Genomic DNA, 13,736 nt, shown 5'->3' with positions numbered 1-13,736 from the left:
GGCGTGCCGCATCATCGTTTGGGCAGTGGGGAATTGATCGTCGTGAAGTACTGGGCGGCGGCCAGCAGTGTCACGGGAGCGGTCACGAGCAGGGTGCCCGCGAGGGTGCCCAGCGGGCCGAGCGCCACGATGCCGCCAAGGCAGCCGACCGCCGCGGCGGGGATGAAGCCGCCGAACAGGCCGATGATCGCCGCCGAAGCGATGGTGGCCCCGGCTATTCCGCCCAGTACGCAGCCCACGGCCGCGCCGCCGATGCCGCCGACGGCGGTGCCGATGGCCGCGCCCAGTTGCAGGGTCGAGGTGAGCCGGGCCCAGGCGGCCTGTTCGCGTTCGTACTGGGTCTTCCAGGGGGCCTCGTTCTCGAAGGGCAGGGCGACGGGCCGGTAGGCGGCGTGCGCGAGATCCAGTCGCGGAGTGAGGGTGGCGTCGCGGCCGGTGATGGCGGCATCGATGGGGAAGACGAAATCGTCCACGCGGAAGGACATCTCGGCTCGGGCGAGGGTGTCCCCGCGCGGGGACTCGATGCTGAACACCCCGTTCTCGACCCGCAGTGCGCCGGCGTCGATGGTGATCGCCGTGGCCGTCTCGCCCGGTGTCACCGTGAACCGCACGTCGGCGGGGGACGCGGTGTCGGCGTGCGCGACGGCGGTGGCGAGGTTCGCGGCCGCGAGCAGCGAACAGGCCAGGATCAGGGGTTTCTTCATGGATTTCCTTAGTGCCGGAGCTGAGAATCCGTCACGTGCCGAGTGGCTCGCTGTGACGTGGGCAACACGATAGCCATAGAATCAACGATATGTCCATATTTCTCGACACAGTGTTGACTATTGCTCGCCGGGCATGAACCATGGCCTGCGTGAGCGATGTCCAACCCTTGAAATCCCTGAACCGGCGCACCCTGCTGGCCGGCTCCCTGGCGGCGCTGGGCGCACTGGCGCTGCCCCGAGGAGCCGCCGCCGCTCCGCCCGGCCCCGGCCTGCTCGACGCCGAGACGATGTGGCGCTGGGTGGAGCGCATGGCCGCGTGCGGCCCGCGATTCACCGGAAGCCCCGCGCACCGGCGCTGGATCGACTCTCTCGCAGCGGAATTGGCGTCGTTCGGCCTCGAGGTCGAACGGTTCCCGACCCCGCTGAAATATTGGAACGCCCGCGACTGGTCACTGACGGTGACCGAGGTGACGGGGGAGACGCACCGGATTCCGGTCGCCTACTACTGGCCGTATTCGGGTACGACGCCGGCCGCGGGCATCACCGGGCTCGTGGCCGACGCCGCGGGCGGAGCCGACCTGACCGGCCGGATCGCGCTCGTGGACCGGCCCGTCACCAAGCTCGTCGCGGGCGTGTTCGCCCCGGTCACCGTGACCGCGCGACCGCGCACGCTGCTACTGGACTCCGCGCTCGAGGACATCTCCAGGCTGTGGCTCGGCGCCACGGGGGAGAAGCTCAGCGCACTGCGTGAACGGGGCGCGCTGGCGGCGATCTCGATCCTGCCGTTCGCGCCCGAGGACGCGCGCGGTCAGTACACCCCGCATCAGCAACCGCAGGACGGGCTGCCCGGGCTGCACCTCGACCGCGAGCAGGGCGCCCGGCTGCGCGCCATGCTCGCGCGGGGACCGGTCACCGCGACCCTGACCCTGACCGCCGACACCGATCCCTCCGCCACGATCGACTATCTGGTCGCGAATGTGCCCGGCAACGGCAACAAGCCGGGCGCGGTACTGCTCATGACGCACACCGACGGTCAGAACGCCATCGAGGAGAACGGCGCGGCCGCCGTCCTCGCCATAGCCGACTACTTCACGAAAATCCCTGTCGAGCACCGCGATCGGGACATCTGCGTCGTCTTCTCGCCGACCCACATGACGGCGTCGAGCAGCGGCGTGCATCCGGATCGATGGCTCGAACAGCATCCCGAGATCAGGGATCGCATCGTGGCCGCCGTTGTCCCCGAACATCTCGGTGCGCTGCAATGGGATTCGGGCGCGGACGGCTCGTGGCAGGCGACCGGTGCGCCGGAAATGCTCGTCCTCGGCGTCGGCAACAACGAGCAGCTCACCGGAACCGTCGCGGCCGCACTGGATTCCAGCGATCTGGACCGCACCATCGTCGCGCGCCCGTACACGAACAACCTCTACGGTGAGGCGACAGGTCCCTTCCGCCTGGGTATTCCGACGGTGACCGCGATCGCCGGTCCGAACTACCTGATTCGGGTGAGTCCCGGCGGCGAGCTCGACAGGCTCGATCCCGTGCTGGCCCACCGCCAGACCCGATTCCTCACCGGCCTCACCGAGCAACTGCTGCGCGCACCCTGGCTGCCCGGCCCTCGGTAAGCTCGCCCGTGTGTATCGGGACGAACTGGCGAACGGGACGCGGTGACCGCGCAACAGGGCCGCGCGCCCGCTCGCGGCCGCCGCGGTCCCAGCAAGGGTGACCAGCGCGAGGCAGCCATCCTCGAGACGGCCCGCCAGCTGCTGGCCGAACAACCCCTGTCCGCCATCACCGTCGATCAACTGGCCAAGGGCGCGGGCCTGTCCCGCTCGACGTTCTACTTCTACTTCGACTCCCGCGACACCGTCGTCTACACCCTGGTCGCGGACAGCCTCGCCGAGCTCGGTGAGCTCATGAACGACCTGACCCCGCCCCTGCCCGAGGCTTTCCACCGCGCGATAGCCCGCTACCTCGACCGCTGGCGTCACCACGGTCCCCTCCTGCGCGCCTTCGGATCCACCGAGCGCGACGAGCGGGTCGAGACCGCCTGGGCCGAGGCGCACACGCGTATCCGTACGAGGCTCTCCGCCCTGATCGACGCCGAACGAGCCGCGGGCCGTGCCCCGTCCGGCCCGCCCGCCCCGCTCCTGGCCGATGCGCTGATGGCGATGATGTGGCGCGCCGGCTACGAACACTCCCTCGCACCCGATACCGACCCGACCGCCAAGGTCGACACCCTCACCGCGGTCTTCACCCGCACCATCTGGTGCACGCCGTAGCCGGATCGTCGAATGCGATGGCGGCCCAGCGGCAGTGGCGGTTCCGGATCGCCCGGCGGCGGGGTGCTCAGCCCCGCGCCGAGGCCGGCCGCGCGCGCCGCGTCCGCAGCGCCATCGACAGGCCGGTGACCAGCAGGGCCAGCAGCGGGAACAGCGGGATGTAGGACACCCATTCGATCGGCTCGGGCAGCGACAGGGCGACCGAGGTGGCGAGCACGCTCAGGGTGAAGATCACCGCCGACCAGCGGTGCACGGGCCGGACCCGCGACGCCGAGCCGGCCGCGGCGACGGCCGGGGTGCGCCGTGCGCCGGTGTACCAGCGCACGTACAGGTACGCCCCGGTGAGGAACGACAGCGCCAGCGGGAACAGCGGCAGGTAGTACAGCCAGTCCGGCCCGGACAGCGCCAGTCCGAGGAACACGATCAGGATGGTCGCCGCGAACGCGATGCCCAGCCACCGGTGCGCGCGCCGAATCCGGATGTTCGAGTCCATCGAGTCCTCCACGTTCCTGGTGCCGTTGACCCCGGCGATCTCCTCGCGCGGGTTTCCGTGCCGAACGCCTGCTACGAGCCTGTGACCAGCGATTCTCGGTTCTCTCTCGATACTGCCAGCAAGAAAACACAGATTTCGATGTCCGCGACCGGCGTGTCAGCGTCCGATTTCCGCCGATGGACGGGTGACCATGGGAAGACCACGGAACTGCACCGGCGATCGGTAGGAGATGTGATGCTCGCACTCGGGTTCTTCGGATGGATCATCATCGGCGGTCTGGCCGGCTGGATCGGCAGCAAGATGATGGGTACGGACGGTCAGCAGGGCGTGATCATGAACGTCGTGGTCGGCATCGTCGGCGGCCTCCTGGGCGGGTTCCTGCTCAACCTCCTGGGCGTCGACGTCCGAGGCGGTGGCCTGATCTTCAGCTTCCTGACCTGTCTCGGCGGCGCGGTCCTGCTCCTGTGGATCGTGAACAAGGTTCGCGCTTAACCCCTTTCGCCCTGTTCCACCGACGGCTCATCGGCCCGCCCAACGGGTCCGGTGAGTCGTTGTCGTTCTCCGCCGCCGCACTCGCCCGGCCCGGTGAATCACGCTGCGGGCGCCATGAATTCACCCCGTGAGCTGCCCGTTCCGAGATCGTTCAGTCGTTGTTGAGTCGGTGGGACAAGTGTTGGGGCCGGCGCTCACCCCGAGTGCCGCGGCCGGACGATTCCGGCCGGTTGCGCAGACACCCGCGACGAACGACTTCGGAAGAGGCATCACCCCCCATGCGTACATCGCTTCGCCGGTCCGGCCGCACCATGATCCTCATGGGCGCGCTCACCCTCACGCTGGCCGCCGCGGCCTGCTCCGCCGACAAGCCCGCCGCCGCCCCCGAGGCCGCACCCGCCACCGTGCCCGCCGTCGACCCTGGCAAGCCCGGCGTCCTGCTGGTGCACGGCGCGTTCGCCGACGGATCCAGTTGGGGTGGCGTCGCGGAACAGTTGCAGGCCAAAGGGTTTCGGGTCACCACCGCCGCGGTGCCGTTGCGCGGGCTGACCTACGACAGCGCCTACATCCGCGGTCTGCTCGACGCCATGCCGGGTAGGACCCTGTTGGTCGGGCATTCCTACGGCGGCGCGGTCATCACCAATGCCGCGGCCGGGTCGGCCAAGGCCGCGGGGCTCGTCTACGTCGCGGCGTTCGCCCCGGACCAGGGCGAATCCCTCGGCGAACTCGACGGCCGCTTCGGCGGGCCCGCAACCGAGATCACCGTCCCGCACCCGGTGGGCGGCGACCCCGTTCCCGAGTTGCGCATCGCGGACGAGAAGTTCCCCGGGTACTTCGCCCAGGACGTCGCCCCCGTGCGGGCGGCGGTTCTCGCCGCCGGTCAGCGCCCCATCTCGGTCGCGGCCTTCACCGAGCGGACCGCCGAACCGGCCTGGCGCACCCTGCCGTCCTGGTACCTGGTCGCCACCGACGACCGCATGATCCCGCCCGCCGGCCAGCGCGAGATGGCCGGCCGCGCCAAGGCCGTCGTCACCGAGCACGCGGGCAGCCACGCGATCGCGGTCTCGCACCCCGACGCGGTCGTACGCGTCATCGACCAGGCCGCGGCGGCGGTGGCGGCCCGCTGATCCGCGCTCGGCTGTCCCGGATCCTGCACGGCAGTTCGTTGTGAGCGTCCGTACTAGGTGATCGGGTCGGCGGGATTCGCGGCCGTCGCGGCGATGGCCGCCGTCATCGTGTCGATGTCGGTGAGTTCGCGGGCACCGATGCGGGCGGCGAGTTCCCGAGCCTGCCCGAGCAGGTGTGCGGGGCGGGTGGGATCGCCCGTCGCGTGGAGGGCGCGGGCGAGGTCGATCAGGGCGGGGATCAGTTCGACGGGGCTGTTCTGGGTGCGCAGGATGGTCACGGCCTCGTCGAGCATGTTCGCCGCCGGGCCGTCCGGGGCTGCCGAAGCTCTTGCGCGCAAGGCTCTTCCGATGGTCGCGGGAGTGTTCCAGCGTTCGGCCAGGGCCAGTTCCTCGTCCGCGAGTTCGCGTGCCCGGTCGAGTTCGCCGAGCCGGGCGAATTCCATGGCCGCCGCACTGCGCCAGGGGATGTGGGCGGGGTTGGTGATGCCCACGACTGCGGCCCGTCGCCCGCATTCGAGGAAATAGCCGATCGCCGCGCGGGATTCGCCGCGCGCGGCGCACAGCAGGCCGCGAATGTGCAGGACCACCGTCCACTCCCAGGTCTCCGGGCTCGCGCCGGCGGTGCGCCGGTCCAGCCAGTGCCCGGCCTCGCGCAGCCGCCCGAGGCCGATCAGCGCGTGCGCGTACTGCGCGACCACCGCGGCGGGCGGAGCGATCAACTCGTCGTCGATATCGCCCAGCACCGGCCCCAATTCGGCCAGCACGCCGCGAAAGTCGCCCGCGCGCAGCATGATTTCGGAGCGCAGTATGACCCGATAGGTGTCGATCGCACCGAAATGCTGGTCCGCGCGCTGCTCGGTGAGCGTCAGCGCGGTGTCCAGCTCACCGGCCCACATGCGCAGGTGCGCAAGCAATCCGAGCAGCCGGCTCGGCAGCGTGCCGTCGGCGTGCCCGGGGGCGAGCGCGCGCACTGCGGTCCGCGCGTCGATCCGGACGCCGAAGGCGTCGGACCAGGTCATGACGGACGCGGAGATGAGATCGGGTGCGGCGCGATCCCGCTGCGCCGCGACCAGTTCGCGCCACGTCTGAGCGGAGAGCCCGGCGATCATCCACATCGAGGCGCGAATCGCCGCCGCGCCGTGCGGATCCCGGTCCTCGGTCTCCGCGACCACGGCGTCGAGCATGCGCATGGCGGCGCTCGCCTCGCCGCGAATCGCCATCGTCCAGGCCAGCGGCACGGCCGCGGTCGTCGCCGTCGCGTGCGCGCGCTGCCCGAGCAGCGCCTCGGTCAAATGCGCCCGCGCCGCAGCGGGATTGGTCCACAGCTGCACCTGCCCGAGCCGCACCAGCAGCTCGTCCCGCTGTTCCGGTGTGCAGATCCGCAGCGCCAGCTCCAGCCAGCGCACCGCCTCCACGATGACGCACTCGCGCAGGCACTCCTCGGCCGCGTCCACCAGCACCACGGTCCAGCGGCTGAACTCCGGTCCGCACAGATCGCGCAGATAGCGCGCCACCCGCCGCGCCGAATAGCCCCGGCCGCGTTCGTGTTCCGCGGCCGCGGTCCGGAATCGGGCCGATTCGCCGAGGCTGCCGAGCCAGTGCAGGGTCGTGGCGATCAAGCGGTGCCGGAACCGCGGCGGTTCGGCGGCCGCGAGAATCCCGGCGTCGGTGAGCAGTTCGCAGCGGTGCCGGACCTCGCTCGGCGGCTGATCGCACGCGGCGGCCAGCGCCGTCACCCCGGGCTCGAACTCGTCCAGGGCGGCCAGCGCCCGCGTCATCGCCGACCCGCGCGCGGAGAACCCGCGCAGCAGGAGTTGCGTCGCCCGCGAATAGCGCCCGTCCAGCAGCTGTTCCGGCACCCGCCCGCGATCACCGCGCTCACCGATGTCCGCGATCAGCGCGTCGACCAGCAGGGGGATGTCCGCGCCCGCGGCCGCGATCTCCGCCGCCAGCTCGGGTGGGCACGCCACCCCGGTCCGCCGCCGATACAACTCGCCGACCGCGGCGAGCCCCAGCCGCCGCAGCCGCAGCACCGCGACCGCCACCGGCTCGAGCCGCGCGTGCAGCTCCACCGCCCCCGGATCCCAGAAACGCCCGTCCAGCGCCATCACGATCAGCGCCCGCGACCGCCGCAACGCCGGCGCCAGCGCGATGAGCACCCGCACCGACCGCTCATCCATCACCTCGGCCCCGTCGACCAGCACCAGCACCGCCTCGCCGCTGCCCAACTCGCCCAGCGCTTCTCGCAACCGCCCCGCGATGGCGAGCTCCCCGTCCCTCCCCGCCGTCGTCACCGACGTGCCGTGGGGGAGCACTCCACCCGGGTTCCGGCCACCGGCCGCCGTCGCCGCGGCGCGTACGAGAACCGCCGTCAGTTCGCCGGCCAGGTCCTCGTTCCCCGCGGTCAGCTCGATACTCGACGCGCGCGGGCTCCGCAGCGAAAGTTCCCGCAGCAGTGCGGTCTTGCCGTATCCCGGCCGGCCGGTGATAACGACCAGCCCGCCGGCTCCCGCTGCCGCCCGGCGTTGCAGAGCGGCGAGCTCGGCAAGCTCCCGATCCCGGTCGACCAACGCTGACACCTGTGTATCAGGCGTCGGCACAGCACCATTGGCGATCAGGCCCATCCCCGATGAACCAATAGCCGGTGCCACGACCGCCGCCGAGGAATTGTCCGCATGTACGACCACTGCGGGCGCTGCGGCTGCCGGTTCAATCGATACGGGTGCGACCGCCGCCGATCCGACCGCCGGCGGGGCCGTTGCCGATCCGACCGCCGCCGAGTCGAGTGCTGCCGGTGTGGCCGCTGCCGATCCGACCGCTGCCTGTGTGGCCGTTGCCGAGTTGTCCGGCGCTGGTGTGGCCGTTGCCGATTCGGCCGCACTCGAGTCGGCCGTCGTCGATCCGGCCACCGCTGGTGGGGCCGTCGCCAGTGTGGCTGTCGCCGAGCCGGGCGTTGCAGGCGTGGCCGCTGCCGAATCGAGCGCTGCGGGTGTGGCGGCCGCAGCACCGAGCGGCGCCGGAATGTCCGCCGTCGAGTTGGCCGCTGCATGGGCCGTTGCCGAGTTGGCTGTTGCCGGTGTGGCTGTACTCGAGGTGGTCGTTGCGGGTGTGGCTGTACTCGAGTTGACGGTTGCAGAGGTGACCTTTGCCGGTGTGGCCGCTGCCGATCCGGCCGACGCCGGCGCGACCGGCGGCGTCGGGGGCACGGCCTCCCAGCCGGCGAGAATCCGATCCTGCAGGGCGCGCAGCTCCGCGCCGGGTTCCACGCCCAGCTCGTCGACCAGCAGCCGTCGCGTATCGCGATACACCGCCAGGGCCTCCGAGCGCCGGCCGCGATCGGCGAGCGCCCGCATCAGCACCGCCCGCGGGCGTTCCCGCAGCGGGTGCTCGTTCGTCAACCCCCGCAGCGTGTCGATCGCCTGGTCGGCCCGGCCCCGCGCCACCGCGAGTTCGAGGCTGTCCTCCAGGATCGCGAGCCGCCGTTCGGTCAGCGCCGCGCGCTGCTGCTCGGCCCACGGACCCGGAATGCCCGCGAGCGGCTCGCCCGAGCACAGCGCGAGCGCCTCGGCGTACCGGCGGGCGGCGAGCTCGCCGTCGTCAGCGCGGCGCGCCCGGTCCGCTTCGGCCACCAGCCGCTCCAGCACCCCGAGGTCGACCTGATCGTCATCGATCCGCAGCTGGTACCCGCCGTGCCCGGACAGCAGCACCGCCGCCGGGGTGCGCGGCGCCCGCGTCGGTTCGAGCACCCGCCGCAACGCCGAGATGTGGGTTTGGATCACCGCGGTCCCGCTGGCGGGCGGCTCGTCCTCGTACAGCGCGGTGAGCAGTGCCGCGGCCGAAACCCATTGCCGCCGCCGCATCGCCAGCACCGCGAGGATCCCGCGCCGCTGCGGCGGGCCCAGCGACCGCACCTCACCGTCGATGCGCGCCTCGACCCCGTCGAGCAGGATCAGCTGTAGCGCGCTCGCCCGCCCCATGCACCTCTCCACGCCCGTAGCCGAATTCACCGGCGCGACCCCGGGGGCTCGCGCCACGCCCGCGTCGTATCCGATGGCGGCGGGCGGCCGATCAGTCGCTTCCGGCCTGCCTCGCGCCCGGAAAATGACATGTCACCGACGCGGAGACTCTACTGAGTCCGGAGCCGTTCGCCCCGCGGGCCCTCGCCCGTGCACCACGCCACGGGGCCGCCGCACCCGGCATGTCATGGCCGAACACCTATGTGAATCAGGCCGAACCGTGCGGCGCCCGCGCGCTGCGCGACCCCGGCCTGTGACCGCCTCTGCGCCGCGCGACCCGGCACATGACCGCCTGCACCGCGCGACCCGTCACGTCACCGCCTGCACCGCGCGACCCGTCACGTCACCGCCCGCGCCGCGCAACCCCGCCCGCGCCCGCCCGCGCCCGCCCGCGCCGCGCGACCCGGCGTGATCTTCCGGATTCGGGGTATCCGCGTACCGTTGCGCTCGCTGATCAGCGCAATCGCGGGTAAGTCGGACGTGCTTCGAAACCGAGGAGTCGTGATGGCGGAGCAAGCCGGTGCGGACGGCACCGTGCGGACATTGATCCCGGCCCGGATCGATCGATTGCCGTGGTCGAGATTCCACACCCGCATGGTGGCCGCGCTCGGGGTGGCGTGGATCCTGGACGGCCTCGAGATCACCGTGGCCAGCGCGGTCGCCGAGACCCTGACCGAGCCCGAGACCCTGAACCTGTCCTCCACCGCGGTCGGCCTGCTGGCCACGGTGTACCTGGCCGGTGAAGTGGTCGGCGCGCTGGTGTTCGGCAACCTCTCCGACCGGCTCGGGCGGCGCAAACTCTTCCTGATCACCTTGGGCGTGTACCTGTTCGGCAGCGGCCTCACCGCGCTGACCCTGGGCAGCGGTGCGGGCTGGATCGCCTTCCTGTACGTCACCCGCTTCATCGCCGGCATGGGCATCGGCGGCGAGTACGCGGCCATCAACTCCGCCATCGACGAGCTGATACCGGCGCGCTACCGCGGCCGCGTCGATATCGCGGTCAACGGAACCTATTGGGCCGGAGCCATTATCGGCACCATCGGTACGTACATCCTGCTCAATATGGTGACCCTGTCCGTCGGCTGGCGACTGGGCTTCCTGATCGGCCCGGTGCTGGGCCTGATCATCCTGTTCGTGCGCCGCCACCTGCCCGAGAGCCCGCGCTGGCAGATCATGCACGGCCGCACCGAGGACGCCGAGCGGTCCATCACCGAGATCGAACGAGAAGTGCACGCCACCGGGGTCGAACTGCCGCCGGTCGACGAGTCCAAGGTGCTCGAGGTCAGGCCCGCCGATCAGATCGGCTACGTGGCCCTGACGCGGGTGTTGTTCCGCGAGTACCCCTCTCGCGCGGTGCTGGGCGCGAGCCTGATGATCAGCCAGTCCTTCCTCTACAACGCGATCTTCTTCACCTACACGCTGGTGCTCGGCAAGTTCTACGGCGTGCCCTCCGAGACCACGCCCCTCTACCTGATCGCCTTCGCGGTCGGAAATCTGCTCGGCCCGTTCACCATCGGCCACTACTTCGACACCATCGGCCGCCGCACGATGATCTCGGGCACCTACCTGCTCTCCGGCGTGCTGCTGGCGATCTCGGCGGTCCTGTTCTACGCGGACGTCCTCAACGCCATCACCCAGACCCTGTGCTGGTGCGTCATCTTCTTCTTCGCCTCGGCCGGCGCCAGCGCGGCGTACCTCACCGTGAGCGAGATCTTCCCGCTCGAGGTCCGAGCCAAGGCCATCGCCGTATTCTTCGCCATCGCACAGTGTTTCGGCGCGCTGGGGCCGGTCATCTACGGCGCGCTGATCGGCGACGGCGACCACCCGTTCCGCCTGTTCCTGGGCTATCTGCTCGGCGCGGCCGTCATGATCACCGGCGGCGTCATCGCGAAACTGCTCGCCGTGGACGCGGAGAACCGTTCGCTGGAGGACATCGCCCTGCCCCTGGCGGCCCGGCGCGAACCACCCGCCCGTGCGGAGGGCGCGGGCACGCCCTTCGGCACCTGAGCACCCTCGCGACCCGGAGCGCCCGGGTCGCGCGGGCACAGTAGACTCCGCCCGACGGTAGGGGTGGGGGAGCGATTCCCTATGAGCGGCAGAGGAATTGCGCATGGACACGGTCCTGGTGACCGGAGCGACCGGTTTCGTCGCGGGGCACTGCATCACCGAGTTGCTCGAACACGGCTACCGCGTGCGGGCGACCGTCCGGGACCTGTCGGACGCCGGCAGACGCGCCCACCTGGTGGACATCGCGAACCGGCTCGGCGGTGCGCTCGAGTTCACGCAGGCGGACCTGACCTCCGACCACGGCTGGGAGGTCGCCGCCAAGGACTGCGATCACGTCCTGCACGTGGCATCCCCGATTCCGAACGGGCGCAAGGAATCCGAGCGCGAGATGGTCGAAGCGGCCGTCGAGGGCACCCTGCGCGTCCTGCGCGCCGCGGCCGCGGCCACCACCGTGCGCCGCGTGGTGCTCACCTCCTCGATAGTCACCATCAATCAGGGCCACGACGCGGATCGGGTGTTCACCGAACAGGATTGGTCCGACCCCGACCGGGTGAGCGGCTACGACAGGAGCAAAACCCTCGCCGAGCAGGCCGCCCGGCGTTTCGTCGAGGCGCCCGGCCTCGGATTCGACCTGGTCACCCTGCACCCCGCCATGATTCTGGGCCCGGTGCTGCACCGCCAGACCAACATGTCCCACGAGCCCGCGATCCGCCTGCTCGGCCGCAAGGTGCCCGGCAACCTCAATGTCGGCTGGTCCACCGTCGACGTCCGCGATCTGGCCCGCGCCCACCGCGTCGCCCTGGAGACCCCCGAGGCCGCCGGCCAGCGCTACATCTTCGCGGGCGAGCACTTCTGGATGCGCGATATGGCCGCCGTCCTCGCGGTCGAGTTCGGCCCGCGCGGCTTCCGCGTCCCGCTGCGCGTGCTTCCCGACTGGCTGGTGCGCGTAGCCGCCCTCGCCGATCCGGGCATCAAACGCGTGGTCCCCGCCCTGGGCAAACTCGAACGCCTGAGTTCGGCGAAAGCCGAAGCCGAACTGGGAATCTCCCTGCGCCCGAAACGCCAGTCCCTGGTCGACACCGCCGAAAGCCTGCTCGCCCACGGCGTGGTCACCCCGCCCACCCGGTAGTCCCGGCCGCGCGAGCCGCTATCGCGTCCGAGCGGTCGGCGCCGAAATCTCCTGGCATCCCGGTGCGCTGTCGCCCGGAATGGCGAGGAACACCGTTCGTGGCCTGCGGCAGCGCAACCCGGGCCGGCACCCCGCGCCCGAGATCAAGTTCTGGACCGCGGGGTGGTCCGGCGCTCGCCCGTCCCGGCCCCGAAAACCCTTGGGCAGCGGGCGGTGGCGTCTGCGAGAATCCTGCCGGTGACGGGGTCGACCGGTATCGCCGGGCTGCTGCGCGGCAACCGCGGGTTCCGCCTGCTGTGGACCGCGCGCTCGCTGTCGTTCCTGGGTGATTCGCTCACCCTGGTCGCACTGATGCTCTACGTCGCCGATACGACCGGGCAGGCGCTGGCGGTGGCGGCCCTGTTGCTGGTGGGCGATTTCGCGCCCGCGCTGCTCGGTCCCTTCACCGGCGCGCTGAGCGATCGATTCGACCGCAAACGCGTCATGGTGATCTGCGACCTCGTGCAGGGCGCGCTGGTGCTGACCATCGCCCTCTGGCTGCCGGCGCTGTGGCTACTGCTGGTCCTGGTCGCGGTGCGCGCCGTCGCCGGCCAGATCTTCCAGCCCGCGTCCCGTGCCGTGGTGCCCGCGCTGGTTCGCGACCGTGAGCTGGAAAGCGCGAATGCCGCAATAGGTTTCGGCACCAACGTGGGCGAGACCTTGGGCCCGCTGGTGGCCGCGGCGCTGTTCCCCTTCGTGGGTCTGCGCGGCGTCCTGCTGATCGATGCCGCCACCTTCCTCGTCTCCGCGCTCCTGCTCACCTTCCTGCCGACGAAAACAACTCGCACCCAAGATGATTCGGAGCCTGCCACCCTGTGGTCCGAGACCCGGGCCGGTCTGCGCTATCTCACCGCCGCGCCGCTGCTGCGCGTCATCGGCCTCGGCTACGTCGCCATCGTGGCCTGCAACGGCGTCGACGACGTCGCCCTGGTCTTTCTCGCGAAAGACACCCTGCACAGCGGTGATTCGGCGGTCGGCCTGCTGCTGGCCGGTGTCGGCATCGGCCTGCTGGCGGGCTACGCCCTGGTGGCGCGCACCCGGTTCACCATGCCCGTCCTGCTCGTCGCGGGCTTCGCGATCAGCAGCGCCGGGAATCTGCTGACCGGCCTGGCCTGGGCGGTGGCCGCGGCCTTCGTCGTCCAGACCACCCGCGGTCTGGGCATCGCCGCCATGGACGTCGCGGCCAACACCCTGATCCAGCGCGCGGTCCCGGAAGCCCTGCTGGGCCGCGTGTTCGGCAGCCTCTACGGCGCGATCGGCATCGCGGCCGCGCTGTCCTACCTCGGCGGCGGCCTGCTGCTCGATCGCACCGATCCGCGCGTCGCCTTCGTGGCGGCCGGGGCGGGTGGACTGCTGGCCACCGTGGCCACGGCGGTGGCGCTGCGCCGGGTCGTGCGCCCGCGCGCACCGGACCCGGCGCCGCCGGACCACTAGGCTGCTCACCGCAACC

The 13,736-nt window shown here is 71.2% G+C and carries 10 protein-coding genes; 7 read left to right on the top strand and 3 right to left on the bottom strand.

Going from position 1 to position 13,736, the window contains the following annotated elements; all coding sequences use genetic code 11:
* Window positions 1-11: 11 nt before the first annotated feature.
* Entirely contained in the window at window positions 12-704 is a 693-nt protein-coding gene (locus ACFVBH_RS08400) for a hypothetical protein (RefSeq protein WP_379000888.1), read from the bottom strand.
* 149 nt (window positions 705-853) lie between these two features.
* Here ACFVBH_RS08400 and ACFVBH_RS08395 point away from each other — a divergent pair, with 149 nt between their 5' ends.
* Both ACFVBH_RS08395 and ACFVBH_RS08390 read left to right on the top strand, forming a co-directional pair.
* Entirely contained in the window at window positions 854-2,326 is a 1,473-nt protein-coding gene (locus tag ACFVBH_RS08395) for a hypothetical protein (RefSeq protein WP_379000887.1), read from the top strand.
* Between the two features lie 42 nt (window positions 2,327-2,368).
* Window positions 2,369-2,983: a TetR/AcrR family transcriptional regulator gene (locus tag ACFVBH_RS08390; protein WP_379000886.1), complete on the top strand. Its 615-nt coding sequence runs from the start codon at window positions 2,369-2,371 to the stop codon at window positions 2,981-2,983.
* A gap of 67 nt (window positions 2,984-3,050) precedes the next feature.
* Here the strand turns inward: ACFVBH_RS08390 and ACFVBH_RS08385 are convergent, their stop codons facing one another.
* Window positions 3,051-3,476 (bottom strand): hypothetical protein, encoded by a 426-nt coding sequence (locus tag ACFVBH_RS08385; RefSeq protein ID WP_379000885.1) that lies wholly within the window; start codon window positions 3,474-3,476, stop codon window positions 3,051-3,053.
* Between the two features lie 234 nt (window positions 3,477-3,710).
* On the opposite strand from ACFVBH_RS08385, the gene ACFVBH_RS08380 reads away from it, so the two are divergent.
* Both ACFVBH_RS08380 and ACFVBH_RS08375 read left to right on the top strand, forming a co-directional pair.
* Window positions 3,711-3,968, top strand: coding sequence for a GlsB/YeaQ/YmgE family stress response membrane protein (locus tag ACFVBH_RS08380; RefSeq protein ID WP_354991099.1), 258 nt, complete (start codon window positions 3,711-3,713; stop codon window positions 3,966-3,968).
* 278 nt (window positions 3,969-4,246) lie between these two features.
* Complete coding sequence (locus tag ACFVBH_RS08375; protein ID WP_379000884.1) at window positions 4,247-5,095, top strand: alpha/beta fold hydrolase; 849 nt, start codon at window positions 4,247-4,249, stop codon at window positions 5,093-5,095.
* A 53-nt stretch (window positions 5,096-5,148) separates the two neighbouring features.
* Here ACFVBH_RS08375 and ACFVBH_RS08370 read toward each other — a convergent pair whose 3' ends face one another.
* Window positions 5,149-9,072, bottom strand: coding sequence for a BTAD domain-containing putative transcriptional regulator (locus ACFVBH_RS08370; RefSeq protein ID WP_379000883.1), 3,924 nt, complete (start codon window positions 9,070-9,072; stop codon window positions 5,149-5,151).
* A 543-nt stretch (window positions 9,073-9,615) separates the two neighbouring features.
* On the opposite strand from ACFVBH_RS08370, the gene ACFVBH_RS08365 reads away from it, so the two are divergent.
* The 3 genes from ACFVBH_RS08365 to ACFVBH_RS08355 all read left to right on the top strand — a co-directional run bounded on the left by ACFVBH_RS08365 (window position 9,616) and on the right by ACFVBH_RS08355 (window position 13,720).
* Window positions 9,616-11,118, top strand: coding sequence for an MFS transporter (locus ACFVBH_RS08365; RefSeq protein WP_354991832.1), 1,503 nt, complete (start codon window positions 9,616-9,618; stop codon window positions 11,116-11,118).
* 103 nt (window positions 11,119-11,221) lie between these two features.
* Window positions 11,222-12,247 (top strand): NAD-dependent epimerase/dehydratase family protein, encoded by a 1,026-nt coding sequence (locus ACFVBH_RS08360; protein ID WP_379000882.1) that lies wholly within the window; start codon window positions 11,222-11,224, stop codon window positions 12,245-12,247.
* Between the two features lie 237 nt (window positions 12,248-12,484).
* Window positions 12,485-13,720, top strand: coding sequence for an MFS transporter (locus tag ACFVBH_RS08355; protein ID WP_379000881.1), 1,236 nt, complete (start codon window positions 12,485-12,487; stop codon window positions 13,718-13,720).
* Window positions 13,721-13,736 lie beyond the last annotated feature (16 nt).

Source organism: Nocardia sp. NPDC057668, from assembly GCF_042799795.1.
Lineage (GTDB): Bacteria > Actinomycetota > Actinomycetes > Mycobacteriales > Mycobacteriaceae > Nocardia.
Note: the sequence above shows the minus strand (reverse complement) of the source record. Positions and strands in the feature narration are given on the sequence as shown.

Coding starts and splice junctions, on each gene's coding strand:
- ACFVBH_RS08365 (WP_354991832.1), top strand. CDS start 9,616: ATGGCGGAGCAAGCCGGTGCGGACGGCACCGTGCGGACATTGATCCCG.
- ACFVBH_RS08400 (WP_379000888.1), bottom strand. CDS start 704: ATGAAGAAACCCCTGATCCTGGCCTGTTCGCTGCTCGCGGCCGCGAAC.
- ACFVBH_RS08375 (WP_379000884.1), top strand. CDS start 4,247: ATGCGTACATCGCTTCGCCGGTCCGGCCGCACCATGATCCTCATGGGC.
- ACFVBH_RS08380 (WP_354991099.1), top strand. CDS start 3,711: ATGCTCGCACTCGGGTTCTTCGGATGGATCATCATCGGCGGTCTGGCC.
- ACFVBH_RS08385 (WP_379000885.1), bottom strand. CDS start 3,476: ATGGACTCGAACATCCGGATTCGGCGCGCGCACCGGTGGCTGGGCATC.
- ACFVBH_RS08360 (WP_379000882.1), top strand. CDS start 11,222: ATGGACACGGTCCTGGTGACCGGAGCGACCGGTTTCGTCGCGGGGCAC.
- ACFVBH_RS08370 (WP_379000883.1), bottom strand. CDS start 9,072: ATGGGGCGGGCGAGCGCGCTACAGCTGATCCTGCTCGACGGGGTCGAG.